At 71.5% G+C, this 24,624-nt stretch carries 19 protein-coding genes; 7 read left to right on the plus strand and 12 right to left on the minus strand.

The features are described 5' to 3' along the window. Positions 1–153 precede the first annotated feature (153 nt). Both WME75_RS27720 and WME75_RS27725 read left to right on the plus strand, forming a co-directional pair. Complete coding sequence (locus WME75_RS27720) at positions 154–591, plus strand: DUF2382 domain-containing protein (RefSeq protein WP_437477093.1); 438 nt, start codon at positions 154–156, stop codon at positions 589–591. Between the two features lie 112 nt (positions 592–703). Beyond that, on the plus strand, positions 704–1,447 hold the full coding sequence (locus WME75_RS27725) for a YsnF/AvaK domain-containing protein (RefSeq protein ID WP_437477096.1): 744 nt from the start codon (positions 704–706) through the stop codon (positions 1,445–1,447). Positions 1,448–1,590: 143 nt separating this feature from the next. Here WME75_RS27725 and WME75_RS27730 read toward each other — a convergent pair whose 3' ends face one another. Then, positions 1,591–2,097 (minus strand): DUF6326 family protein, encoded by a 507-nt coding sequence (locus tag WME75_RS27730; protein WP_437477099.1) that lies wholly within the window; start codon positions 2,095–2,097, stop codon positions 1,591–1,593. Positions 2,098–2,170: 73 nt separating this feature from the next. Here WME75_RS27730 and WME75_RS27735 point away from each other — a divergent pair, with 73 nt between their 5' ends. Further along, on the plus strand, positions 2,171–3,028 hold the full coding sequence (locus WME75_RS27735) for a LysR family transcriptional regulator (protein WP_437477101.1): 858 nt from the start codon (positions 2,171–2,173) through the stop codon (positions 3,026–3,028). A gap of 727 nt (positions 3,029–3,755) precedes the next feature. Here WME75_RS27735 and WME75_RS27740 read toward each other — a convergent pair. Beyond that, positions 3,756–4,127: a hypothetical protein gene (locus WME75_RS27740; protein ID WP_437477103.1), complete on the minus strand. Its 372-nt coding sequence runs from the start codon at positions 4,125–4,127 to the stop codon at positions 3,756–3,758. A 147-nt stretch (positions 4,128–4,274) separates the two neighbouring features. On the opposite strand from WME75_RS27740, the gene WME75_RS27745 reads away from it, so the two are divergent. Together WME75_RS27745 and WME75_RS27750 are read left to right on the plus strand one after the other, a co-directional pair. Beyond that, positions 4,275–5,306, plus strand: coding sequence for a hypothetical protein (locus WME75_RS27745; RefSeq protein ID WP_437477106.1), 1,032 nt, complete (start codon positions 4,275–4,277; stop codon positions 5,304–5,306). After that, positions 5,307–6,005: a DUF6629 family protein gene (locus WME75_RS27750; RefSeq protein ID WP_437477109.1), complete on the plus strand. Its 699-nt coding sequence runs from the start codon at positions 5,307–5,309 to the stop codon at positions 6,003–6,005. It begins immediately after the preceding gene. Positions 6,006–6,413: 408 nt separating this feature from the next. Here the strand turns inward: WME75_RS27750 and WME75_RS27755 are convergent, their stop codons facing one another. After that, positions 6,414–7,475, minus strand: coding sequence for a protein-glutamine glutaminase family protein (locus WME75_RS27755; RefSeq protein WP_437477112.1), 1,062 nt, complete (start codon positions 7,473–7,475; stop codon positions 6,414–6,416). A 495-nt stretch (positions 7,476–7,970) separates the two neighbouring features. Here WME75_RS27755 and WME75_RS27760 point away from each other — a divergent pair, with 495 nt between their 5' ends. Next, positions 7,971–9,239: a hypothetical protein gene (locus WME75_RS27760; protein ID WP_437477115.1), complete on the plus strand. Its 1,269-nt coding sequence runs from the start codon at positions 7,971–7,973 to the stop codon at positions 9,237–9,239. A gap of 33 nt (positions 9,240–9,272) precedes the next feature. On the opposite strand, the gene WME75_RS27765 is transcribed toward WME75_RS27760, so the two are convergent. After that, the gene (locus WME75_RS27765; RefSeq protein WP_437477117.1) at positions 9,273–10,544 is read right to left on the minus strand and encodes a serine hydrolase; all 1,272 of its coding nucleotides are present in this window, start codon (positions 10,542–10,544) and stop codon (positions 9,273–9,275) included. Between the two features lie 413 nt (positions 10,545–10,957). Next, positions 10,958–12,964 carry an ATP-binding cassette domain-containing protein gene (locus WME75_RS27770; RefSeq protein WP_437477120.1) on the minus strand — a complete coding sequence of 669 codons (2,007 nt, stop codon included), beginning with the start codon at positions 12,962–12,964 and terminating at the stop codon, positions 10,958–10,960. A gap of 69 nt (positions 12,965–13,033) precedes the next feature. On the opposite strand from WME75_RS27770, the gene WME75_RS27775 reads away from it, so the two are divergent. Next, positions 13,034–13,708 carry a hypothetical protein gene (locus WME75_RS27775; protein ID WP_437477122.1) on the plus strand — a complete coding sequence of 225 codons (675 nt, stop codon included), beginning with the start codon at positions 13,034–13,036 and terminating at the stop codon, positions 13,706–13,708. A gap of 17 nt (positions 13,709–13,725) precedes the next feature. On the opposite strand, the gene WME75_RS27780 is transcribed toward WME75_RS27775, so the two are convergent. The 7 genes from WME75_RS27780 to WME75_RS27810 form a co-directional block, all read right to left on the minus strand. Beyond that, a complete protein-coding gene (locus tag WME75_RS27780) occupies positions 13,726–15,225 on the minus strand; it encodes a pyruvate kinase (RefSeq protein ID WP_437477125.1) in 1,500 nt (499 codons plus the stop codon). Positions 15,226–15,443: 218 nt separating this feature from the next. Beyond that, a complete protein-coding gene (locus WME75_RS27785; protein WP_437477128.1) occupies positions 15,444–17,921 on the minus strand; it encodes a SpoIIE family protein phosphatase in 2,478 nt (825 codons plus the stop codon). Positions 17,922–17,938: 17 nt separating this feature from the next. Further along, the gene (locus tag WME75_RS27790) at positions 17,939–18,316 is read right to left on the minus strand and encodes a hypothetical protein (RefSeq protein WP_437477131.1); all 378 of its coding nucleotides are present in this window, start codon (positions 18,314–18,316) and stop codon (positions 17,939–17,941) included. A gap of 328 nt (positions 18,317–18,644) precedes the next feature. Next, positions 18,645–21,143, minus strand: coding sequence for a SpoIIE family protein phosphatase (locus tag WME75_RS27795; protein ID WP_437477134.1), 2,499 nt, complete (start codon positions 21,141–21,143; stop codon positions 18,645–18,647). A gap of 16 nt (positions 21,144–21,159) precedes the next feature. Then, complete coding sequence (locus WME75_RS27800) at positions 21,160–21,537, minus strand: hypothetical protein (protein WP_437477137.1); 378 nt, start codon at positions 21,535–21,537, stop codon at positions 21,160–21,162. Beyond that, entirely contained in the window at positions 21,518–22,036 is a 519-nt protein-coding gene (locus tag WME75_RS27805) for a hypothetical protein (RefSeq protein WP_437494937.1), read from the minus strand. Before WME75_RS27805 ends, WME75_RS27800 begins: the two co-directional genes overlap by 20 nt. A gap of 76 nt (positions 22,037–22,112) precedes the next feature. Then, positions 22,113–24,617, minus strand: a complete 2,505-nt coding sequence (locus tag WME75_RS27810; RefSeq protein WP_437477140.1) for a SpoIIE family protein phosphatase — start codon at positions 24,615–24,617, stop codon at positions 22,113–22,115. Positions 24,618–24,624 lie beyond the last annotated feature (7 nt).

Raw genomic sequence — 24,624 nt, forward strand, 5'->3', positions numbered from 1 at the left:
CCGCACAGGGGAGAGCGCGTTGTCGCGCGGCGCCTCGGCGCCTGCGGCCGCAGTTGGCCCGGACCGTGCTCCAGACCCGGGGGCAACCGGGAGCGCTCGTCGAGAGCGCGTCACCGACGATCAACCGCGCTCCGTGGAGCGCACCGGGGCACCGTGCAGGACTCGATCAACAGCCAGAAACCGACCGATAAGAGAGCAGAGATCTCCGACGAGCTCATCGTGCCTGTCGTCGCGCAGGAGCTCGAGGTGCAGAAGCGCACGGTCGAGTCTGGACGCGTCCGCATCACAAAGCAGGTTCACGAGCGGCTGGAGACCGTCGAGGAGCCGCTCGTGAGCGAGCGCGTCGTCGTGGAGCGCGTCGCCGTCAATCAGGTGGTGGCGGAGCCGCCCGCGACCCGGCAGGAGGGCGACACCCTGATCGTGCCGGTCGTCGAGGAGGTGCTCTTCGTCGAGAAGCGCCTGGTGCTAAAGGAGGAGCTCCGCATCACCCGGGTCCGCGCGGTCGAGATGAGCCCGCTGGAGCGCGTCACTCTCCGGAGCGACGACGTGCGGGTGGAGCGCATCTCCCCCCGCGAGCGCGACGGCGAGTGAAGAGCTTTCGAGGGGCTCCGGCGTCCCGGGCCCCGAGCCACGAACCCCACCCTCGCGCGCAGCGCGGGGGACAACGGTCCAGAGGGACCCCACCGACCCTGGAGGTCACGTCATGAATCACAGCGAACGTTCCATGTCCCCGTCCCAGCGTTCTCAGCAGCTGAGCAAGTCCCAGCAGACCACCAAGACCGCCACCTCGACCGCGAAGACCGCCACCTCGACCGCGAAGACCGAGGACCTCCGGGCCGACGTCCTGCAGGAGCAGGTCGCCGTCCCCGTGATCGAGGAGGAGCTTCAGGTCGGCAAGCGCGAGGTGAACCGCGGGGGCGTGCGCGTGTCGAGCCGCCTCGTCGAGCAGCCGATCCAGGAGTCGGTGAGGCTGCGCGAGGAGCATGTCCACGTCGAGCGGCACCCGGTGGATCGGCCGGTTCAGCCGGCGGCGCTCGACACCTTCCAGTCCGGCACCGTGGAGCTCGTCGAGACCGACGAGGAGGCGGTCGTCGCGAAGAAGGCGCGCGTCATCGAGGAGGTCGTCGTCAGCAAGGCGGTCACCCAGAGGACCGAGCAGATCCGGGAGACCTTGCGTCACACCGAGGTCCAGGTCGAGCCGGTCAGCGCGGCCGAGCGCAGCAACGGCGCGCGAGGGTACGAGCAGTACGACACCGACTTCCGGCAGCACTACCAGACGGGCGCCTACTCCAAGCACGGCTATGCCTACGAGCAGGTCGCGCCGGCGTATCTGTTCGGCTACCAGCTCGGCACGTCCCAGAACTTCAAGGGACACGACTGGACGACCATCGAGATGGAAGCGGGCAAGGCGTGGGAGGAGCGCAACCCCGGGACCTGGAGCACATGAAGGCCGCGGTGCGGCACGCCTGGGACAAGGTCACGGGCAAGGCGTAGGAGCGCGGCGCCGGCGCGCCGCTGAGCCCCCGAGACGGGAGGGCGCTGGAGGCGCCGGGAGACGGGTTCTCTCGGCGTCTCTTGGCTTGCTCCGATTCAGGACCAGCCCTCTTCCAGCCGCGCCGCAGGGACGCCGGGGCCTCGGGCTCGTGCCTCGCTCGCGGGGCGCGGCTTCCACCGGAAGGCCAGCACCACGATGAGCGTCGTGCACGCGATCTCGATCGTCGCGAAGAAGAGATAATAGCCGGCGGCGGGACCCATCATGAGCGTCGCCGCGACGACCGCGGTCTTGACGGCGCCGGCCACGATGTTGGCCCACCGGTTGGCCCGATGCGGCAAGACGCGCGACAGGAGCGTCATCGCGATCGGGATCTCCATGAGCACGGCTGCGCCGAGGAGGAACTCGCGGGTGATCCGGAGCGAGTCGACCTGGCCGCGCAGGAACTGCGCGAGCATCGTGGAGTCCATCAGCCCCACGACGTCGGCATAGAGGTAGTTGAACATCGCGAAGACCCACAGCGCCGAGAGGAGGCGCTCCATGTCCCGGGGCGGCGGGTGGATCGCGGCGGGCGGCGTCGAGAGGGTGTGTTCCGGGTGCCTCATGCGATGAACGTAGCGGCTCGCGTTCGTTCAGCCGATGGTTGAATCCGCAGATTCGGTGTGCAAGGATGCACAGGTGGACTGGGACGACCTGCGGCACGTGCTCGCCCTCGCGCGGCACGGCACGCTGAGCCGCGCCGGCGTCGCGCTGCGGACGACCCACACGACGGTGGCGCGCCGCATCCGGGCGCTCGAGGAGCGCCTGGGGGTGCTGCTCTTCGCGCAGACGCCGGACGGCTACGTGGCCACGGCGGCGGGCCAGGACGTGGTGGAGGTCGCCGAGCGGACCGAGGCCGAGCTGCTGGCGCTCGAGGCGCGCGTGCTCGGCCGGGACGCGCAGCTCCAGGGAAGGCTCCGCGTCTCCACGATGGATATGCTCTTTCGCGTGTACCAGCCGGCGTTCTCGTCGTTCACCGAGCGCTACCCGGGCGTCGAGCTGACGGTCGCCTCCGGCGACAGCGAGGTCAGCCTGCCGCGCCGCGAGGCCGACGTCGTGCTGCGCATGACGAGCTCACCCCCCGAGCACCTCGTGGGGCGCAAGGTCGGCCGCGTCCAGTTCGCCGTGTACGCGAGCAAGGGCCTCGCGGAGCGCGCGGGGCAGCCGGCGCGCTACGCCGACTTCCCCTGGATCCACTGGGACGAGCGGCTCGACCCGCGCTGGCTCGACGCGTGGCTGGCGGCGAACGTTCCGGGCGCGCGCATCGCGATGCGGGTGGACTTCGGCTCGATGGCGCTCCAGGAGGCGGTCGCCGCGGGGATCGGCGCGCACTTCCTCGCCTGCATGGCGGCGGACGGCGACCCGCGACTCGCGCGCATCGGCCCGATCGACCCCGCGTTCGACCGCGATCTCTGGCTGCTCACGCTCCCCGAGCTGAGGAACGTGAACCGCATCCGCGCGTTCATGGATCACATGGCCGACGCGCTGTCGGCTTGACGCCGCGCTCGCACGGGAGCCGCGCGGGGGCTCACGCCGGTGGGCGCCGAGCTCCGCGCGCAGGCGCTCGCAACGGGAAGCCGGAATTGAACGCCAAGGCGCCAAGGCGCCCAAAGGCGAGGGAGAGATGATCGTGCCATGGTGCTCCGCTCAGCGACGAGATTCTCTGACGCTCGCGCCATTGTTGTCGGACAGGATCCCACCGTGGGAAACTGGTGACATGTCGCGGGCCTTGCTTGACGGTGAAATACTTATTCGCGGTGGAATTGAGTTGACCGGTCAGGTCGCAGGTAGGAGATGAGGGGCTTCCTTCGAGACGAGCTTTCTCCCGCGCTCTCGAGCGCGCTCCGCGCCGCTACGGTCCAGTCGAGAAACCGCTTTCACGATCCGGCGCCCATCGACACGCGTGGAGCTCGGATCTCGGAGAGGTGAGCATGTCTCGAAACCTTCGTCAGTTCATCACAGGGTCGCTCGCTGCGGCGCTCGGTCTGCCGGTCGGCTGCATCTCTGCCGATGGAGAGCCCGCCGCCGGGGAGTAGCGCACGTCCCGAGGTGCACCGGCTCAGGTGGGCGGCCCCCCGCTCGCCCGTGGGCCGGGCACCGGCTCCGCAGGCTCGTGCCTCACGCCGAGCCCGGCTTCCACCGGCATGTCGACCTTCCTGGCGTCTCGTGGAACGGGAGGAGGGTGCTCGTTCCGTGCGCTGCGGGCTCGCTTGACGTCGCGACGTCAGTCGACTGCGATCGCGACCGCCGTGTCGTCCGGGTACGTGAACCCCTGCTCGACGGTGAACGGATCGATGGGGGACGAGCACAGGACGCCTTCACACGTGGCCGCGCCGAAGAGCTCGAGGGCGATCTCGAACGCTCCGGGCTGCACGGCGACGGCGCGCGGGCAGTCCTCGGCGAATGGATTGTCCGGCTGCGCCGCGCAGGCGATCGGCATCTGCTGGGGCTCGTACAGCAGACCGGTCCAATGGAAGGTCGCGCTCTGTCCGGCGGCGATCTCGATCGCGGTCTCGTCGATGCAGTCGAACGGCCAGCCGTCCGCCCGGGACCGGATAGGGCGGACATCACGTTCGTCGACCGCGAGAGCGCGCATGTCGCCGAACTCGGCGACGTGCAGTACGTCCCGCCCGGACACGGCGCGCGGCCGGGCGTGAGCAGGCGACCCAACCGTGCGAATGGCGAATATTCATTCCAATTACGCCGAAGTGACGCATAATGTACCCTCAGCATGGGGGGCGAAATGAACCAAGGCGCCGAGCGACCTTCGACGAAGGACGCGCACGTCGAAGCGCACGCGGACGTTCCGTCCGACATGGCCGCGGCGGACAACGAAAAGAGCAAGCGCGGCTCACATACCCGCGGCGCTGCGAGCACCCTCCGCGACAAGCGCTGGGGTTGGCGATGGACGGGGCGCGTCCTTCGTGGGCTTGCAATCATCTACATCGCAATCATCGGCATCCTCGCCATCGAGGAGCTGCAACGTCGTGAAAAGGTCCTGGCCGTCCTGACCGCCCGCGACAAGGAGCTCGCGGCTGCGCTCGCCGTGATGGGCGACGATCGCGGTGAAGCGTCCAACACGCAAAAGGAGGTTCTCGACAGGGAAAGGACGAAGCTGCAGGGGCTGAAGGCGCGTATTACCACGCTCATCCTCGGTGGCTCGATCAGGCCGAATACGCGACCGCTCAAGGAGATCCTGTGCGAACTCGCCGCGACCCGAAGCGTCGAGGTCACGTGCGACGGCCAGGAGCAAGACGGGCTTCGAGACCTTGCCGCGGCGCTGTTCCTCAAGAGGACAGCCGAGCAACGCTCCAGCGGAGACGTGTTCGCGGTCCTCATCGTCGTTGCCGCCATCGGCGGCGCCGCCGTCAGCGGCGCCCTCGTCCGGCTCTACTTGCCCGGAGAGTACGAGCACGACGAGCACGACGACGCGTTCCGCACGCTCTTCCGGGCCGTCGGCGGCGGCATCGTCTGTTACCTCGCGCTCAGCGGCGGGTGCATCCCCTTCAGCGGAACGAACCTGACCGCGTACACGACCCCTGCGACGGGTTCCCTGCTCGGCTTTCTGTCGGGGATGTTCTCGACGAAAGTCTTCCTGCTCCTCTCGTCCATGGTGGACTCGTGGGTCGGGAAGCTCATGCCGCACGATCCGCCGCGTGCCGAGGCGCCCCCGAGCAGCAAAGCAGTGACCGCCGTGGCGGCGTCGAACGGCGCCGCTGTCGCGGCGGTCGCGCCGGTGAACAAGGCGCCGTCCGCTGGGTCGGAGGCCGGCTGAGTGTGCTTCTCGGCGCAAGCGAGCTTCGCGGCGGCGGCCGCGCTGACGGGCATCGGCGTCCTCACACTCCGCTCGGCGCCATCACGCGCCCACCTGCCTGTCGCTGCCATCCCGCTCCTCTTCGCCATCCAGCAAGCGTGCGAGGGCGCCGTGTGGCTGGCGCTCCGTGACGCTCCCTTCGGGAGGGGCGACACGTCGTTCGCGCGCGTCTTCCTCTTCTTCGCCCTGTTCGTATGGCCGGCCTACGTCCCGGGCGCGCTCGTGCCCATCGAGTTCGCGCGAGCTCGGCGGCGCGCGCTCATGGCGCTGTCGGCTGGCGGAGCGGTCCTCGGCCTCTATCTGCTGGGGTGCGCGTCTCTCCGCGAGTCGGACGCATGCATCGCCTTCGATAACCTTTACTACTGGGTCCAGATCGACGCGCCATTGAAGCCGTTCGTGGCCTACGTGTATGCAGCCTTCATCATCGCGCCGCTCGTGCTGTCATCGGTGCGCGGCACGTCGCTCCTCGCTGTCGTCGTGGCCGCTTCGTTCGCGCTGATCGGCGCGCTCTACCGGGCGGGGTTCGTCTCGGTGTGGTGCTTCCTCGCGGCGGCGATAAGCGGCGTCACTGGACTCGTCGTCTATCGCGATACCGGTTCGCCCCACGTCCTCTCTGCACCCCTGCGTCGGGCCGACCGGCGCCCGAAGCCGCTCGCCTGAGCACGTACACCTCGCACGGCGGCTGGGGGGCTCGCCCGACGCCGGCCCGTGTAGCTCGGAACTTCGGGATGCCAGCAAGTTCGGGGCGGAGCGCTCGCCGGCGTCGAGGTGCTCGGCCGAACCGCGAACACAAGGGCCCTGGGGGCGCTGGCGAGCCTAACGTGCTCTGCCTCGAGGAGGCCGGTGCGGAGGGGGCAAGACAGCGGACATCATCGCCCCCTCCGCCCACGCTCCCGGGCGAGGTCGGCGACATCGGCCCCGGCTTCGCCCTGTGGAGTGCTGGCGCTCCGAGCAGCCGCCCGAGCGCCTCGTGCGCCACACGGGCCCCTTCGACGTCGCCGGCCCCAGCCGCGCCCGCGCCCGGCCGAGCGTCGCGCTCCTACCGGCGCACGTGCCCGGTTCTCCGGCTCAATCGATCGTCAGCGACACGGTCTGACTGGCGTGCGCTCCGTTCGACGCCGTCACCTGATAGACGCCGGACGGATACGACTCCTCGATCAGGATCCTGCGCTTGTTGATCTTGGAGATGGGAGCCAGCGCGTCGATACCGTTCCCGGTGATGCGCACGGTCGTCAGGCCCTCGACGAAGTTGTCGCCGATCACATGGATGGGATACCAGACGAGCAGGTCGCGGTCCGACGCGAACCCACGGATGGTCGGCGGCAGGTTCGGATCGGGCGCGGGCTCGGGGGGGCAGTCGGCCCACGGCGGGCAGTCGCCGAGGGAGCGGTACGGATCGCGTCCGAGGAGCTCCTGGACGCGCCATTCGGTGGTCAGCCGCCTGCGCAGTCCCTGAGGGCCGGTCATGCTGGGAAGCGACGGCACCTTCGGCACCGCGTCGAAACACCCGCTCTGGTCAGCGTGATCGCGGCACACCGCCACGTCGACCTCGCTGGCGACGAACCGAGAGAGCCACTCCGCGATCGGGAGAGGTCCATCCGGCTCGATGGCGGGGTCGAGGACCATGAGCTGCCCGCCGGCCCGGACCACCGGTGCAACGTGGGCGCTCCACGACACCGAGCCGTCCGGCTCGTTCTCGGTCGCCAGGGTCAATCCGATGTTCACCCTGGAGTGGACTCTGGCAAACCAGGGCGTCGGATACCCCCACTGGGTGAGGAAGTAGGTCGCCGCCGGGGCCCGGTCCTGGCAGCCGTTCTCGGCCTCGAGCCAGGAAATCCGCCGCGGAAAGCCGGGTTGCTCCGGCAAGGCGAGCTCCGCGAGCCGCGTGTCGCGGATCGCTTCGAACCCATCGCTCAGCTGCGCCTCGGTCCAGCTGGGGACGCAGTCGACCGGCAGGTTCTCGAGCGGGCCCTTGAGCTCGTTGAACGAGAGTGGACCGTCGGGCAGCTGGCAGCTACCGCTGCCGGCGCCTCCCTGGAGCGGCGCCCCCACATCCGAGCGCTCGATGTCGAGATCCGGCTCGGAACCCGGGCCCTCGCCGCCGCCGCAGGCCGACGGGGCCATGACCATGGCCGCGACACAGAAAAATTTCGCCAAGGCAAGGTACGACTGTCTCATGATTTCCGCTCCCAGCGTGCGAGATACGAACCGCCTCGAGAGACTGGCCCGCATGAAGACCTGACGGTCAGCTGGTGGATGCCGGCAACCTCGGTCGTCCTTCGCTCGAATCGCACCGGCCGCGTCGTTTTCCTGCTGCGCGTAACCGCGCGTCACGAGATCCGAGCCGATCGCGTGAAGCTCCGTGTTCGAGCATTGCCGAGCCCGTCTCAGGCCGCGCGCTCCGAGCCCGTCTCAGCGTGGCTGAGGCCCGCGGCTATCGCCGCTTGCGGAAGCCTGCTCTCGCCTGCGCTACTCGGAAGCCCATGTGGCGATGCTCGACAGTGAGAGGTGACACCCCGGCATCTTCGTGGAGCTGTGCTTCTGCGGCCGCACGGCCTGGGGAAGCGGACCGCGGTGCGCCCTACCCGGTACAATGTCGGCAACCGCGGAAGAAAGGAGCACGACGTGCCGAAGTCCGATCCATTGCGCGCGCTCGAGTCGCGGCTGCGCGCCGACGATCCCAGGAGCCGGGGGCCGACCGAGGCAGCCGCTCGTCCGCCGCGTGACGTGGAGGCATGGCGGCGCTACGGCGAGCTCCTGGCTGCGGCGGGTGATCCGCGCGCCGAGCTCGTGGCCATCGAGCTGCGGTTCCTCGAGCGCTCGCCGCGGGAAGAGCTGGAGCTGCTCCGCCGGCGCAACGTCCTCCAGGCCGACCTCAAGCGCGCGCACGGGCTCGATGAGCACGTCTCCGGCGAGTGGTGCTGGGCCTTCTTCGTCCCGTCGTCGGTCGGCGGAGACCTCGTGGGGGCCGTGGGGCGGCTGGCGGCGTGCTCCTTCGTCTGCGCGCCGGACCTCGAGCTCGACTTCGACGGGAGCACGCAGCCCCTCGGCGACGCCCTGGGGAGCCTCGTTCACCTCGCGCCCCGCACCCTCCGCCTCAAGGATGTGGCGCGACCCCGAGAGGCGCTCGAGTCGCTGCTCGCGCAGGGACGCCCCTTGCTCGCGTGTCTCGAGGGCTTCGCGCTGTCCTGCGACGAGCAACCCGTGTTCGAGACCGAGCCGCTCCTCCTCGCCGCGCTGCTCGAGGCGCTCCCTGTCGTCCGCGGGTTGACGCTGTGGTCGTGCGGCCTCGCCGAGGCGGGGATGGTGACGCTGGCCGAGCACGCCTCGCGCCCTCCGCGCACCCGCCTCGAGCAGCTCAACCTGGGCTTCGAGGAGGCCCTCGGTCGCGGCCTGGAGGCGCTCCTCGCGTCGGGGGCGCTCGACGGTCTGCAGCGGCTCGCCCTCGGCGCGTGCGACGTGGCCGACGCAGCGGCGCGCGTCCTCGTCGAGAGCCCTGTCGCGCGTCGACTGCGGGAGCTCTCGCTGTGGAGCTGCGACGTCTCCACGGCGGCGCTCCGGCATATCGGCGAGGGGTCGAGCCCCTGGAGCTTGCGCGCGCTCGATCTCGGCGAGACGGCGTTCGACGACGCCTGTGGGCAGGAGCTCGCCGAGCGGGCCGCGCTCCCCCATCTCGAGATCCTCGACCTGATGTTCGTGCCGCTGAAGACGCACATCCTCATCGCGCTCCTCACGTCGCCTCGGCTGCGGAGCGCGCGGCTGCTCGCGGACGTCGCGGACTTCGATGAGGAGAGCTCGGCGCGGCTGCGCGCCTTCCGGCCCCGGCTCTTCATCAGCGGATCACCCGATAGCCTGACGCTCGCCGTCCAGCGGTCCGACCACTGGCGAGCCTGATCGCCGTGCAGGCGGCGCTTCCTCATCCGAGGATTACTCCAGGGCGTTGGCGAACGCGTTCTTCAGCTCGGTGGCGATGTCCCCCGACGACATCTCGCCGGAGTTGACGATGCCCACGGCGTGGTAGCCCGACGGCAGGCGGATGACCGCGGAGCGGGCGTGGGTCGTCCTGAAGGCGTTCGGGACGCTCCCGCTGCGGTTCACCGGGTGCGAGCCGCCATGGTAGGGGCTCGCCTTCCAGCCGTAGAGGTCCTCGAGCTTCGCGCTCGCGATCTCGCTGGACCAGACGAGCCGATTGCTCCGCGTGGTCGAGGAGCCCGTGGGCGAATAGAGCGCGTCGTAGGTCGAGGGGCTGATGAATCCGCTGCTGTGCCCGAGGTACTGGAAGATCGAGGCGAACGCCTTCGACGAGTAGTACCAGCCGCCCTGCGCCTTGCAGTGCCCTGCGAGGAGCTTCGAGTTGTAGATGACGCCGGCGTACGGATCGGTCTTCGTCGTGTACGCCCCCGCGATCGTCCACCCGTTGACCAGGGTGCCGGCGGAGTTCGGATCCGGGTCGCAGGTGGCCGCGAGGCCGGGGTCGACCGGGTCGAAGATGTAGTGGCGGACGAACGTCTCGTACCACCAGCCCATGGCCTGGATGATGTCGTCCCCCGTCGCGCTCCACCCGTTGCTCGCGACGGCGTTGTTGATCGCCGGCAGGTTGGCCGGGTTCCCGACGATGGGGCCCAGGTACGTGAGCAGCTTGCTGTTGATGTTGTGGTAGCTCCGGACGCCGTAGTCGCTGTCCTCCACCGGGACCAGGAGCTGAACGAAGGGGTTCGCCGGATCCCCTCCTCGGATGCCGGACCTGTGCTGGAGGAGATCGCGGAACGTGATCTTCCGGTTCTCGACCGGGAGCGCGTTCTTCACCACCGCGGGCAGGTAGTGGCGGATCTCGCTGTCGAGGAAGCTGAGCACCTGCGGGGTGCTCTTCCCTTGCTCCTCCAGCACCTTCACGAGCAAGAGCCCGCCGACCATCTTCGTCGCGCTGCCCACGTTCGCGAGGACATTCCAGGTCATCGCGTCGGAGTGGGTCGCCGCTCCACCGGACACGCCATAGCGGAACCCCGTCGTGCGGACGAGCGTCGTGGAATAGCCCTTCGTGCTTCCGAAGCGGCTCCGGATCTGATCCTCGTATTCATCGACATTCAGCTGTGCACCTTGAGCCGGTGTGCTGAACCCCGCCGTCGCGGCGACGAGCGACAGGGCCCCGAGGGCGTGAACGAAGACGCAGCTGGTCGAGCGGTGTGACGATGCGAACATGGGCTTCTCCTTGCGGGACATGGGGGCTGGACCAGCCGAGCCTGGCCCTGAAGGTCGAATGATTCATCCTCGCGAGGCGCGGAAAGGAGCGCCGAGAGGTCAGGCGGTGGCAAAGCGCGTCGGGGTCACGGACAGGAGCTCGACACGCACCCTGGGCAGAGCACAGTGCACGGCGTGTGCCGGCGTGAGATCGCGGCGATTTCGCCCGCGGCCCCGCGCAGGGACGCGCGGGGAGACGGCTCGATCGGCGCAGCTGGAGGCTCGAGCCGCCAGCGCTGGCGCTCTCAGCCCTCATCCCGCGTTGTGGCCGGAGTCATTCCACATGACGGCGGGAAGGCGCGAAAGCGGGTCATGCGCCTGATGGTGTTCGACACAAGCAAGCTCTGACGAGCACCTCCTCCTGAGGGGATCTCTCAGGGGACAGGGGTCGAGCGCTGCAGCGCCTCGGCCAGCAGCGACCGGTAGAGCGGCGAGCCCTCACGCAGCGACTCGTGCGTGCCCACCGCCGCGACCCTGCCCTCGTCGAGCAGCACGTTGAACGTCGACCTGAGGAGATGCGGCCCGTGGGTCACAACGATCGCGGTGCGCCCGGCGGCGACCTCGCACACCGTGCGCAGGAGCGCCTCGGCGGTCGCGCCCGGCAGGCCCGCCTCCGGCTCGTCCAGCACGAAGACACGCGGCTCGCGCAGCAGCACCCGCGCGAGCAGCAACCGCCGCGCCTCGCCGCCGGACAGGCTCGGCGGCGACGTGCGCACCTCGGTCGCGATCCCGCGCGCCGGCCGCGTCCCCGCCGGCCTGTCCGACCCCCCCGCCAGCTCGTCGAGCTCCACCCGGCGAAGCGCCTCGCGCATGCGGTCCTCCGAGGGCGCAGGCGCGAGGCCGAGCGCGAGGTTGTCCGCGATGCTCCGCTCGAACAGCCGCGCCGACTGGCCCACCACGCCGAAGAGCCGCGGCAGCTGCTCGGGCGGGATCTGCCGGAGATCGACGCCTCCCACGGAGATCGCGCCCGACGACGGCTCGTCCAGGCGCAGGAGCAGGCGCAGGAGCATCGATTTGCCGCTGCCGGAGCGGCCGCAGACGCCGACCACCACGCCGGCGGGAATGGAGAGCGACACGTCCTCGAGCACCGGACGGCTCGCGCCCGGCGGGGTGAAGGTGACCCGCTCGAAGACGATCGCCAGAGGCCCCATGGCCCCGCCGTCCAGGCCGGCCGCGGGGGCGCCGCCCGGACGCGGCGGGTGCTCCGGCAGGCGCAGCAGGGCGAGCGTCGCGCGCAGCAGCGGGGCGCGCTCGAGGAAGCCGGCGCGGAGCGCGTCGAGCGCCTCGAGGCGCGCCATCAGGAGCGGCACAACGAGCAGGAGCTCGCCGATCTCGCCCGCGCCGGCGTCCCCGCGGGAGACCGCGATCGCCGCCACGATGACGAGCGGCGAGAGCGCCGCGAGCACGCCCTTGATCTGGCCCGAGACCGCGAGCGCCTGGCCGAAGCGGCGGCGCGCGTCCGCGACCCGGTGCGCCGCCCCGGCGAGCTCGCCCTCCGCCTGGGCGCGGGCGCCGAGCAGGCGCAGGTCCTCCGCGCCCGCGAGCGCCTCGCCGAGGGCGCCGAAGACGGCCGTGTCGGCGTGCTGCATCTCCCGCATCGCGCGCGCAACGCGGCCCGAGGCGCGATCCGCGGCGAGGCGCGAGGCCGCGAAGAGCGCCGCGCCGCCCGCGAGGACGAGCGCCATGCCGCTCGAGACGAGCGACGCGGCGAGCACCGCGAGCGTCGCGAGCGCCTGGGGCAAGCCGGTGGCGAAGGCGACCCCGAAGTCGGCGACGAGGCCGGCGTCGCGCGCGATCGCGAGCCGCACGATCTCGGCGCCCCGCGCGGGCGGCGCGTGCGGCGCGGGCCGCGCACCGGAGCCGGCCGGCGGCCGGGGCGCCGCGGCGGGCCCCGCCGCCTGAGCGTCCAGGAGGGCGCGCCCCGCGGCGTCGACGTCCCGGGGCGAGGCGGAGAGCGCCGCGCGGAAGAGCGCGACGCGGAGCGCGGCGGTGAGGTCGCCGGCGAGCTCGGAGCTCTTCCGGCTCGACAGCACCGCCGCCGAGGCCGAGGCGAGCGTGGCCCCCAGCGCGGCGAGGACCACCGCGGACGGCGGCGCGCCGTCGAGCAGCCGGGCGAGCGCGCCGCCGAGGCCGCTGGAGGGCGTCGCAGCGCGCCCGGCCACGGCGCCGAGGGCCGCGCCGGCCATGGCCGGCAGGAGGCCGGACAGGGCGCCCGCGAGCGAGGAGAGCGCCACGACGAGGGCGAGACGCAGCCCTCCGGAGAGGGCCGCGCGGCGCTCTGACGGCGCCTGCGCCCCCGCCGGCCCCTGCGACATGTGCGCCTCGCCCCCCTCGCGCAGCGAGCGAAGACCGATCCGCAAGATCGCGAGGAGCGCGCGCATCGACGTGCGAGGCCACGCTACACCGCGGACGCCGTTGCGCGCGACGCGCATTCGATCGACCCTCTCCCCGTGCGCACCGCGCTCGTGGTCCTGCTCCCGCTGCTCGCGGCCTGCGAGCGCCCCCAGCCCGCGCCGCCGGCGGAGGACGACGCCGGGGCTCACACCCCCTGGACGCGCGGCGCCGCGCCGTCCCTGAGCGAGCGCAGCGCCCACCCCCGGACAGGCGGTGCGCCGGCGGTGGGCTCCGCCGAGCCGGACGCGCTCGAGGAGATCCTCGCCGCCGCGCGGGAGGCCGCGCCCAGGCCGGGCGACGGCGCGAGCCTCGCGAAGATCGGCACGAGCACCGGCCTGCCGGCGCCCTCCGCGCCCCCGCCGGCCCCGGCGCCCGACCCCACCCCGGCCCCGCGCTCGCGCGTCGAGATCGGCGCGCCCATGATGCCGGCCAACATGTCGAGCCCCGCGATCGAGAAGGCGGCGCGGGCGCAGCTCTACTGGGACCTCGTGCAGCGCTGCCGCGGCCCGGACGGCAAGACGCTGCCGCCCGACGCCGTCCGGGTGGAGTTCAACGTCGACGCCGAGGGCTACATCGTGGTGCCGACGATCATCGGCAGCGCCTCCGACCCCCGCCACGACGAGGCGGCCACGTGCATGCGGCGGGAGCTGTCCGGCGCCGCGTTCCGGGCGCCGGCGGGCGCGCGCGGGCTGCCGACCCGGGTCGACGCCACCGTGCCGTCGGTGGACTGACCGGCCCCCGCGCCGCCTCAGTCGAGGCGCGAGACGCTGAGCGGCCGCATCAGCGCCCGCTTCTTGTCCTGGTGCTCGTGCATCCGCTTCAGCACGTCGACAACGAAGGCGACCGTCACGACGAGGTTCTCACCCTGGTTGAGCATCACGCACTCGGCGCGCGAGCTCATCGCCGCGTCCGTCACCTCCCCGCGGGTCGGCACGCCGGTCTTGTTCAGGCTCTCGAGCACCTGCGTCGCCCAGATCGCCGGGACCAGCGCGGCCTCGCACAGCCACAGGAGCTCCTCCTGGACCTCCGCCAGCCGCACGAACCCCATCTCGACGGCCATGTCGCCGCGCGCGAGCATCACCCCCACGTTCTCGCTGCGCATCGCCGTGAGCAAGAGCCGCGGGAGCTGCTGGAACGCAGGCGTCGTCTCGATCTTGAGCACGATCCCGAGGTGAGCCGCCCCGCGCGCGGAGAGCTCCGCCTGGAGGCGCTCCACATCGGAAGGAGACCGAACAAACGAGAGCCCCACCATGTCCGCGTGGCGCGCGATGAAGTCGAGATCCTCGAGATCCTTCGGCGAGAGCGGCGGGATCCCGAGCTCGGTGTCCGGAAAGTTCAGGCCCTTTCCAGGCTTCAGCTTCACCGAGCCCTGCCGCGCGAAATCCACCTCCACGAGCGCGGCCCCCTCGGTCACGGCCTGGACCGTGCCGCCCAGCCGCCCGTCGTCGTAGAACACCCTGTGCCCGGGCCGGAGGTCGTCGACGACCTCCGGGATGGAGCAGCCGACCGCGAGCGCCTCCTCGGCCTCGGCCCCGCCCGCCAGGGCGCGCGCCCGCTTCACGTCCTTGCAGAGCCAGAACCTCGGCCGCTCGCCCGACGCAGGGAGCGTGACGCGCGCCGCCCCGCCGATCTTGCTCACGCGCGGGTTGGGCCCGGCGATGTCGCAGAGCACCTTGTACGCGACCCCGGTCTCCTGCCCCGCCTTCCGCAGCCGCTCGAGGAGCTCGGCCCACGCGTCCGCGTCCCCCTTCGAGCAGTTGATCCGCGCGATGTCCATGCCGCCCGCGAGCAGCCGCTTCAGCTCGCCCTTCCGCGCGTCCGCGGGCAGCGTGACCATCACCCGCGTCTGGCGCCCCTGCCCCCCCTCGCCGAGCAGCGCCAGCGCGTGCTCCTCGAGCAGCGCGCCCCCCGACGCGAACGTGGTGGGGGGCTCGACGCGCTCGCGCGCCTCGGGGCGCCGCGCGAGCGCGTCGAGCGCGCCGAGCACCGCGTCCAGCGAGGCCAGCGCGCAGCTCTCCAGGCGCCCCAGAGAGCTCAGCCCGAGCGAGGCGAGCCGCCGCTGCAGCTCGCGGAGGTCCTGCTGCCGGACGGCGAGGTAGTGGAGCAGGTTCGTCGCCCCCGCCCGGTGCCGCGGGTGCACCGCCTCGATCAGGTGCCGGTAGCGCTGCTCGTGCTCGCCGGCGCTCGCGCGCAGCGCCTCCACGGCGGCGAGAGCATGCTCAACAACCTGCGGGTCGGGACAAGCCATGGCGCGATCTCCGGGCTCCGGTGCGCGGATCCTCGCACCGTTGCGGCGCACCGCGACGCGCGGCGCTCGGGCGAGTCCAGCACCGCGCTCCGGGCAAGTCCAGCGCTGCAACCCCCGCAAAGCGCCGGCGACAACAGGACGCCGCCGTTCCTCCACGGCGCCGTCACAGAGGGCCGCCCCCCGGCGGCCAGCGCCACGCCGGGCGCTGCCCCGAGGCGCTACGCGGGCGCGCTGTACCGCGCCACGACCACCGTGATGTCGTCGTCGGGGCTCGAGCACCAGCCCTCGACGTCCCTCAGGATCCGGTCGCGGATCGCCTCGACGGGCGCGGTCTGGACGGCCTCGATGGCGGCGCAGAGCCGCTCCAGTCCGAACTGCTCGCGGTGCGCGTTGCGAGACTCCGTCACGCCGTCGCTGTAGAGCACGAGGACGTCCCCGTCCTCCAGGACGAACTCGGCGTCGCGCGTCACCGCGTCGATGACGGGCAGCACGCCGATCCAGACGCCCGTGCTCGGGATGCACACGCACCGCCGCGTCCGCGCGGAGCACACGATGATGTCGTCGTGCGCCCCCGCGAACGTCACCCGCCCGCTCCGCTCGTACCGGAGGAGCAGCAGCGTCGCGTGCTCGTCCCGCTTCAGCCGGCCGCGGACGTTCTTGAACACCGCCTTGTTGAGCGCCGCGAGGAGCTCGCTCGGGCTCGCGCCCGGATCCCGGCTCGTCAGCGCCGAGACCATGCTCTGGATCATCAGCATCACGAGCCCCGCCGCGAGCCCGTGCCCCGCGACGTCGCCGATCCCGAGCCACCCGCCCCCGGGCGTCGCGATGACGTCGTAGTAATCGCCCCCCACCTCGGCGGCCGGCGTCATGAGGGCGGACAGCTCGAGCCCCTCGACCTCGAGCTCCTCCGGCACGAGCGTCGTCTGAAGGCGCGCCGCGAGGGCGGTCTCCTGCCGCTCGCTCTCCTGCTCCAGCCGCTCGCGCAGCTCCACCTGGCGGACCATCTCCCGGTGCAGCGCCACCGTCTTCACCGCAGAGCCGATCTGGAGCCTCAGCGCGTCGTACGCCGTCTCGGACATGCCGCTGTTGAGCGCCATGATCCCGAAAAACTCTGTGTCCCCGAACGTGAGCGGCATCACCACGGCGCTCCTGCGCTCGTGCGAGCTCAGGAACCCGGGCGGAGCGAGGGAGCGCGCGGGGAAGCTCTCCACGGGGGGCGCCACCTCGCGGCCGTCCTCCATCAAGAAGAGCGTCTTCAGGGCGGTGCGCTGGGCGTCCTCGTAGAGCGAGACGGCGGCGCAGGTGACGTGCAGCCGGGGCATCTCCGAGGCCAGCATGCGCTTGAAGAGCGGCAGGCTCAGGCACGTCGAGAACCACCGCCCGCTCCAGCTCAGATCGATCGCGGCGACCTCGACGTCGAGGCGCTGGCGCCCCTCGGCGCGCACCGCCGCGGTCCCGACGAGGACGCGGCACGCGTGCCAGAGCTGCTCGAGGGCCTCGTTCGCGGCGGCCCCGGCCGGGTCCTCGCTCGGCCGGCGGAGCCGCGCGCGCAGCAGCGTGATCACGCCCTGGAACAGATCGAGGAACACCCCCTCGCGCGCCGCCGCGTCGAGGACGCGCTCCAGCACGAGCAGGAAGCGCCCCTCGCTCCCCTCGAGCTCCTCCTCCAGCGCCGACAGGAGCTCGCCGGACCAGCCGTCGAGCGAGGCGGCCGGGATGCCCACCGCGCGCTCGAGCGCGCGCCCGAGCTCGTCGCGGCGGCCGCCGAGCGCGAGCGGCCCGTGGCGCGGCGGCGGGCTCGTGAGCGGCGGCAGGGCGGCGACAGCCAGATAGGCGCAGCCGCACGACTCGCGCCGCGTGAGCTCGATCGGCTGCGTGCGGAGCTCGGGGACGCGCTCGCCGTCGAGCATGCGCAGGACCGTCTCGAGCGCGATCTCCCCGAGCCGCTGGATCGGCTGGCGGACCGTGGTGAGCGACGGCTTCGCGTAGCGCGCCACGCCGACGTCGTCGAAGCCGCACACGAGGAGGTCCCGGGGGACGTCGCGGCCCTGCGCCTTCAGGAGCTCGATCGCGCCGAGGGCCATGTTGTCGTTGGCGGCGAGCACCGCGTCGAGCTCGACCCCGCGGGCCAGGATCTCGGACATCGCGACCCGGCCGCTGTCGACCGTGAACTCGCCGGCCGCGACGAGGCGCTCGTCGCAGGGCAGCGCGCGCGCGGCGAGCGCCTTCCGGTACGCCTCGGCGCGGAGCCTCGCCTCCCCGTTGTTGGCCGGCCCGCCGATGTACGCGACGCGCCTGCAGGCGTGCTCGTCGAGCAGGTGGCCGGCCGCCATCTCGATCCCGAGGCCGTTGTCGACGACGACGCTGGGGACGCCCGCGAGCGGGATCCCGATGCTGCACACGGGCAGCGGCGCGTAAGCACGGCAGAAGCTCTGCACGCCCTCGACGCCGACGTGGTTACAGAGCGGCGCCGCGGCGACCACGATGCCGTCGACCGCCTCCGGGCCGACGAGGTGATAGATGCTGTTCTGGGCGACCTCGGAGGCGCTGTGGCCGGCGAGCGTCTCGCCGACGGCGATCACGAGATTGACGTCGTGCGCCTCGGCGGCGCGCTCGACCCCGATCCGGACGGCGGATTGGTACTCGCCCCGCACATAATCCATCACGAGGGCGATCGTCCGGCGCTTCTGCTTCATGTCCTCGGGCTCTCGGGTCAGGCGTCCTCGATCGAGACAAGCTCCGGGGACATGCGCTCGAGCGCCGCCAGGCTCCGCCTTTGCCATCCGAGCCGCGCGTCCGCGATGAACAGCACCTTGCAGTTCATCCCATGGCCCCCGAGGCCGCAGATGAAGCTGATGAACGCCTTCAGGCAGCTCGAATTCAGGAAGTAAAGGGCCCTGACGTCGAACTCGACGACGTGGATGGAGAGGCGCTGCACCTCCGCCTGGAGCGCCTTGAGGCAGAGGCCGAGCGCCGGCGCCGCCGCCATGTCGCCTGTCCCGCTGAGCTTGACGCCGAGGGTGTCGTCCCTCAGGGTCGGCGCGATCCCGAAGCTGTCCGTGACGACCGGCTCAACCCGCAAGCTGCTCATCGACCCTCCATCTCGCGACCGGCGCGCGCGCGAGGCGCATCAGCTCGTCGCCCCCGCCTCGCCTTCGATCGCGATCGCGAGCTCCTCGTCCAGCACCATCGCGCAGACGCTGGACACCCGCCGTGACACCGCGATAACCGCCCGTTGGCTCGGAAGAAACGTGACGCCCCCACGTGATGTACAGGAACGGTGAAGCGGTCTGGCTCACTCCGGAAGCTAACACGACCCGACCAGCGTACGTGGTTCTTGCGCGGGATCCAATCCCCTCGGTCCGCCGTGCGGTCATGTAGGCGCGCGCGCGGCCGCGCGCCACCACCGCGCCGGGCCGTCAGGGCTGCCGGGGCGCTCGGTACCTCGCCACGACCATCGTGATGTCGTCGTCCGGGCTCGGGCACCAGCCCTCGACTTCCTTCAAGACCCGGTCGCGGATGGCCACGACGGACGCAGACTGGGCGGACTCGATGGCGGCGCAGAGCCGCTCGAGGCCGAACTGCTCATGGTGGGCGTCGCGCGCTTCGGTCACTCCATCGCTGTACAGCACGAGGACGTCGCCGTCCTCCAGGACGAACTCGGCGTCTCGCGTCATCGCGTCGATCGCGGGCAGCGCGCCGATCCAGACACCCGAGCTCGGGATGCACACGCAGCGACGGGTGCGCGCGCGGCACACGATGATGTCGTCGTGCGCCCCGGCGAACGTCACCCGCCCGCCCCGCTCGTACCGGAGGAGCAGCAGCGTCGCGTGCTCGTCCCGCATCAGGCGGCCGCGGACGTTCTCGTACACCGCCGCGTTGATGGCCGAGATCAGCCGGGCAGGGCTCGCCCCAGGGTCCCTGCGCGTCAGCGCCGAGACCATGCTCTGGATCATCAGCATCACGAGCCCCGCCGCGAGCCCGTGCCCCGCGACGTCGCCGATCCCGAGCCACCCGCCCTCGGCGGTCGCGAGCACGTCGTAGTAGTCGCCGCCGACCGCGGCGGCCGGCTTCATGAGGGCGGACAGCTCGAGCCCCTCGACCGAGAGCCGCTCCGGGACCAGCGTGGTCTGGATGCGCGCCGCCACGACGCTCTCCTGGTGGATCCTCTCCTGCTCCAGCCGCTCGCGCAGCTCCACCTGCCGGATCATCTCCCGGTGCAGCGCCGCGGCCTTGACCGCGGAGCCGAGCTGGAGGCGGAGCGCGTCATAGACAAGCTCGTGCGCACCGCTGTTGAGCACCGCGACACCGAACTTCTCCAGGTCGCCGAACGCGACAGGGATCGCGATCAGGGTCGTGCGCTCGCCGCCCCCCAAAAACCCATCGGGCGCGAGGAGCCGGGCCGGGAAGCTCGCGGGCGGCGGCTCCACCTCGCGGCCGCCCTCCATGAGGAAGAGCGTCTTCATCGTGGTTTGCTGCGGGTCGTGACCGCCGTGCGTGCTGTCATAAAGCGACACCGCGACGCGCGAGAACCCCAGGGCGGGCAGCTCCGACGCCATCACGCGCTTCAGGATCGGCAGGCTCAGGCAGGTCGAGAAGCTCCGCGCGCTCCAGCTGAGGTACATCGACGCGAGCTCCACGTTGAGCCGCCGCTCCCCCTCGACGCGCACGGACGCGCTCCCGATGACGATGCGCGAGGCGTGCCAGAGCCGCTCGATGGCGTCCTGGAAGACGCCGTCGCCGCCGTCCTCGACCGGCCGGTGGAGCCGCTCGCGGAGCACCGCGATCGCGCCCTGGAAGTGATCGAGGATCGCGCCCGCGCGCCCCGCCGCGTCGAGGAGCGCCTCCAGCGCATGCAGGAAGCGGCCCTCCTTCCCCGTGAGCTCCGCCTCCAGCGCCGACAGGAGATCGCCGGGCCAGCCGTCGAGCGAGCCGGTCGGGATCGACACGCTCCGCCGGAGCGCCCGCTCCAGCGATCCCCGCTGCGCGGCGATCAAGGCCGCGCCGCCCCGCCCCGTGGTGCCCGGAGGCGGGAGCGAGGCGCTCGCCTGGACCCCGCAGCCGCACGACTCGCGGCACGTGAGCTCGACCTCCAGGAGCGCCACGTCCTCCGCGCCCTTGCCGTCGAGCATGCGCACCATGCTGTCCATCGCGAGGGCGCCGAGCCGCTTCATGGGCTGGCGCACGGTGGTCAGCGACGGCTTGGAGAAACGCGCGATGACCGCGTCGTCGAAGCCGGCCACGAGGATGTCCTGCGGGACGCGGATCCCCCGCTCCTTGAGCAGCTCCATCGCCCCGAGGGCCATCTTGTCGTTCGCGGCGACCACGGCGTCGGGCTCGCCCCCGCGGGCCAGGAGGTCGCGCATCGCGCTCCTGCCGCTGTCGATCGTGAACGCGCCCTCCGCGAAGAGGCGCTCGTCGGGCGGGACGGCGCGCGCCGCCAGCGCTCCCCAGTACGCCTCGGCGCGCGTCCTCGCCTCCTCGTTGTTGGCCGGCCCGCCGATGTACGCGACGCGCCGGCGCCCGTGGGCGTCGACCATGTGCCCGACCGCGAGCTCGATCCCGAAGGCGTTGTCCACGGTGAGGCTCGGGATGCCCTCGATCTCCATCCCGATGCTGAAGACCGGCAGCGGCGCGTAGCCGCGGAGGAACTCCCGCATCCCCTCGATGCCGATGTGATGGCAGAGGGTCGCCGAGGCGACGATGATGCCGTCGACCGTCTCCGCGCCGATGAGGTGATAGATGCTGTTCTGGGCCGCGTCCGTCGCCCCGGGCAGCGCGAGCGTCTCTCCGAAGGCGACAAGGAGATTGACGTCATGCGCCTCCGCGGCGCGCTCGACCCCGAACCGCACCTCGGACTGGTAGTCTCCGCCCACATAGTCCATCAAGAGGGCGATCGTCCGTCGCTTCGTGCTCATGCCCACGGCTCTCGGGTCAGGTATCGGCGATGGAGACCAGCTCCGGGGACATGCGCTCGAGCGCCGTCAGGCTCCGCCGCTGCCACCCCAGCCGCGCGTCCGTGATGAACTCCACCTTGCACTTGAGCCCCTGGCCCGCGACGCTGGAGATGAAGCTGATCAGCGCCTTGAGACAGCTGGAGTTCAGGAAATAAAGCGCCCTCACGTCGAACGCGACGGCGCTCACGCGCAGGCGCAGCGCCTCCGACTGGATGTCCTTGAGGAAGAAGCCGAGCGGCCCGACCGCCGCCATGTCGCCCGTGCCGGTGAGCTTGACGCTGAGGGTGTCGTCCCTCAGGGTCGGCTCGATCCCGAAGCTGTCCATGACGACGGGCTCAACCCTCAAGATGCTCATCGACCCTCCACCTCCCAACCGGCGCATGCGCGATGATCGTCAGCTCGTTGCCCTCGATCTTGTAGTCCACGTCGAGCCCGCCCTCGGCGCGCACCCGCGCGAGGCCGAGCCCCGACACCCCTTCTATCATCGCCGTCTCGCAGATGAGCTCGTCATAGTGCTTCACCGGATCGATCGCCGTCTTCAGCTCGAACAGCCGCCTCTCCACCTCGCGCAGCCGCTCCGGAGAGGCCTCGTTGCGGGCGCATATCTTCATGACGCACGAGCTCTCGCTCTCCTCCAGCGCGAGCTCGAGGCTGACCTTGGGGCCGGAGGAGTACTTGATGATGTTCTCGGCGAGCTCGTGCGCGGCCATGTAGAACCGCGAGCACACGTTCGCGTCGTCGAGCACCATGCTGCAGAAGCTGGACACCAGGCGAAGCACGCTGTTGGCCATCCGCTCGGTCGGATAGAACGTGATGCACAGGAACAGTGACCCGCTGCGGCTCGGTTCGGACACTGGCACGGTTGAGCAGCCTACGTGGTTCTCGGACGGAATCCAATCCCTGTCTTCCTTCCCGCGCGCGGGGTAGCGCTCATGTAGGAAAGCCGGCGGACTGGAGCGACAGCCCCCGGGGCGCGCTGTACCTCGCCACGACGACCGTCATGTCGTCATCGGGGCTCGGGCACCAGCCCTCGACCTCCTTCATGATCCGGTCGCGGATCGCGTCGGCGGGCGCGTCCTGGGAAGACTCGATGGTGGAGCACAGCCGCTCGAGGCCGAACTGCTCCCGGTGGGCGTCGCGCGCCTCCGTCGCGCCGTCGCTGTACAGCACGAGGAGATCGCCGTCCTCCAGGACGAACTCGGAGTCTCGCGTCATCGCGTCAATCGCGGGCAGCGCGCCGACCCAGACGCCCGAGCTCTGGATGCACACGCAGCGACGGGTGCGCGCGCGGCACACGATGAGGTCGTCGTGCGCCCCGGCGAACGTCACCCGCCCGCTCCGCTCGTACCGGAGGAGCAGCAGCGTCGCGTGCTCATCCCGCTTCAGCCGGCTGCGGACGTTCTCGTACACCGCCGCGTTGACCGCGGAGACGATGTCGCTCGGGCTGGCGTTCGGGTCGCTGCGCGTCAGCGCCGAGATCATGCTCTGGATCATCAGCATCACGAGCCCGGCCGCGAGCCCGTGCCCCGCGACATCGCCGATCCCGAGCCACCCGCCCTCCGCGGTCGCGAGCACATCGTAGTAGTCGCCGCCGACCGTGGCGGCCGGCTTCATGATGGCGGACAGCTCGAGCCCCTCGACCGAGAGCTGCGTCGGCACCAGCGCCGTCTGGATGCGCGCCGCCACGGCGCTCTCCTGGCGGACCTTCTCCTGCTCCAGCCGCTCGCGCAGCTCCACCTGCCGCACGACCTCCCAGTGCAGCGCCGCGGCCTTGACCGCGGAGCCGATCTGGAGGCGGAGCGCGTCATAGACAAGCTCGTTCGCGCCGCTGTTGAGCACCGCGACGCCGAATTTCTCCGCGTCGCCGAACGCGACAGGCAGCGCGATCACGCTCCAGCGCTCCCCGTCTCCCAGAAAGCCGTCGGGCGCGAGGAGCCGGGCCGGGAAGCTCGCGGGGGGCGGCTCCACCTCGCGGCCGTCCTCCATCAGAAAGAGCGGCACCATGGTGCTGCGCTGCGGGTCGTCGTAGAGCGACACAGCGACCCGCGAGAACTGCATCCGCGGCAGCTCCGACGCCATCATTCGCCGCAGGATCGGCAGGCTCAGGCAGGTCGAGAAGCTCCGCGCGCTCCAGCTCAGGTAGAGCGACGCGAGCTCCACGTTCAGGCGCTGTTGCCCCTCGGAGCGCACCGACGCGCTCCCGACGAGCACGCGCGAGGCGTGCCAGATCGGCTCGAGCGTCTCGGCGAGCGCCGCGCCCCGGAGGTCGCCGGGCCCGCGGCGCACCCGCTCGCGGAGGAGCGTTATCACGCCCTGGAAATGCTCGAGGTTCGCGCCCTCGCGCCCCGCCGCGTCGAGGAGCGCCTCGAGGGCGCGCAGGAAGCGGCCCTCCTCCCCGGCGAGCTCCTCGTCGAGCGCCGACAGGAGCTCACCGGCCCAGCCGTGGAGCGAGCCGGCCGGGATCGCGACGCTCTTCTCGAGGACGCGCTCCAGCTCCTCCCGCCCGCCGGCGTGCGCGGGCGGCGCGCGCCGCGCCCTGCTCGAGGGCCCGCCCGCCGCGTCCGCCGGGTTGCCGCAGCCGCAGGACTCGCGCAGCGTGAGCTCGACCGGGAAGAGGCTGCGCTCCGGGACGGGCTCGCCGTCGATCATGCGCATCAGCGCGTCGACGGCGCGCGCGCCGAGCCGCTTGATGGGCTGGCCGATGGTGGACATCGACGGCTTCGTGAAGCGCGCGATGACCGCGTCGTCGAAGCCGCACACGAGGATGTCCTCCGGGACGCCGAGGCCGCGCGCCCGGAGGGCGTCGATCGCGCCGAGGGCCATGGCGTCGTTGGCGGCGACCACGGCGTCGAGCTCGACCCCGCGATCCAGGATCTCGCGCATGGAGGCGCGCCCGGAGTCGATCGTGAACGCGCCGCACGCGAAGAGGCGCTGGTCGAAGGGCAGCGATCGATCGGCGAGCGCCCTGAAGTAGGCGGCGGTGCGCACGTCCGCCTCCTCGTTGTTGGCCGGCCCGCCGAGGAACGCGACGCGCCGGCGCCCGTGGGCGTCGATCATGTGCCCGACCGCGGCCTCGATCCCGAGGGCGTTGTCGACGATGAGGCTCGGGACGCCGTCGATCGCCACCCCGATGCTGCAGACGGGCAGCGGCGCGTAGGACCGGCAAAACCGCTGCATTCCCTCGATGCCGACGTGATGGCACAGGGTCGTCGAGGCGACGATGATGCCGTCGACCGTCTCGGCGCCGATGAGGTGATAGATGCTGTTCTGGGCCGTACCGGACGACCCGGGGAGGGCGAGCATCTCGCCGAAGGCGATCACGAGATTGACGTCGTGCGCCTCGGCGGCGCGCTCGACGCCGAAGCGCACCCCGGACTGGTACTCGCCTCGTACGTAGTCCATCAAGAGGGCGATCGTCCGGCGCTTCTTGCTCATGGCCTAC

The sequence above is a fragment of the Sorangium sp. So ce1014 genome, from assembly GCF_051521505.1.
Classification (GTDB): Bacteria; Myxococcota_A; Polyangia; order Polyangiales; family Polyangiaceae; genus Sorangium.

Bases quoted from the DNA above. Each gene is read 5' to 3' on its own strand.
- WME75_RS27725 (WP_437477096.1), top strand. From the start codon at position 704: ATGAATCACAGCGAACGTTCCATGTCCCCGTCCCAGCGTTCTCAGCAG.
- WME75_RS27730 (WP_437477099.1), bottom strand. From the start codon at position 2,097: ATGAGGCACCCGGAACACACCCTCTCGACGCCGCCCGCCGCGATCCAC.
- WME75_RS27740 (WP_437477103.1), bottom strand. From the start codon at position 4,127: ATGCGCGCTCTCGCGGTCGACGAACGTGATGTCCGCCCTATCCGGTCC.
- WME75_RS27745 (WP_437477106.1), top strand. From the start codon at position 4,275: ATGAACCAAGGCGCCGAGCGACCTTCGACGAAGGACGCGCACGTCGAA.
- WME75_RS27755 (WP_437477112.1), bottom strand. From the start codon at position 7,475: ATGGTCATGGCCCCGTCGGCCTGCGGCGGCGGCGAGGGCCCGGGTTCC.
- WME75_RS27765 (WP_437477117.1), bottom strand. From the start codon at position 10,544: ATGTTCGCATCGTCACACCGCTCGACCAGCTGCGTCTTCGTTCACGCC.
- WME75_RS27770 (WP_437477120.1), bottom strand. From the start codon at position 12,964: ATGCGCGCGCTCCTCGCGATCTTGCGGATCGGTCTTCGCTCGCTGCGC.
- WME75_RS27780 (WP_437477125.1), bottom strand. From the start codon at position 15,225: ATGGCTTGTCCCGACCCGCAGGTTGTTGAGCATGCTCTCGCCGCCGTG.
- WME75_RS27785 (WP_437477128.1), bottom strand. From the start codon at position 17,921: ATGAAGCAGAAGCGCCGGACGATCGCCCTCGTGATGGATTATGTGCGG.
- WME75_RS27790 (WP_437477131.1), bottom strand. From the start codon at position 18,316: ATGAGCAGCTTGCGGGTTGAGCCGGTCGTCACGGACAGCTTCGGGATC.
- WME75_RS27795 (WP_437477134.1), bottom strand. From the start codon at position 21,143: ATGAGCACGAAGCGACGGACGATCGCCCTCTTGATGGACTATGTGGGC.
- WME75_RS27800 (WP_437477137.1), bottom strand. From the start codon at position 21,537: ATGAGCATCTTGAGGGTTGAGCCCGTCGTCATGGACAGCTTCGGGATC.
- WME75_RS27810 (WP_437477140.1), bottom strand. From the start codon at position 24,617: ATGAGCAAGAAGCGCCGGACGATCGCCCTCTTGATGGACTACGTACGA.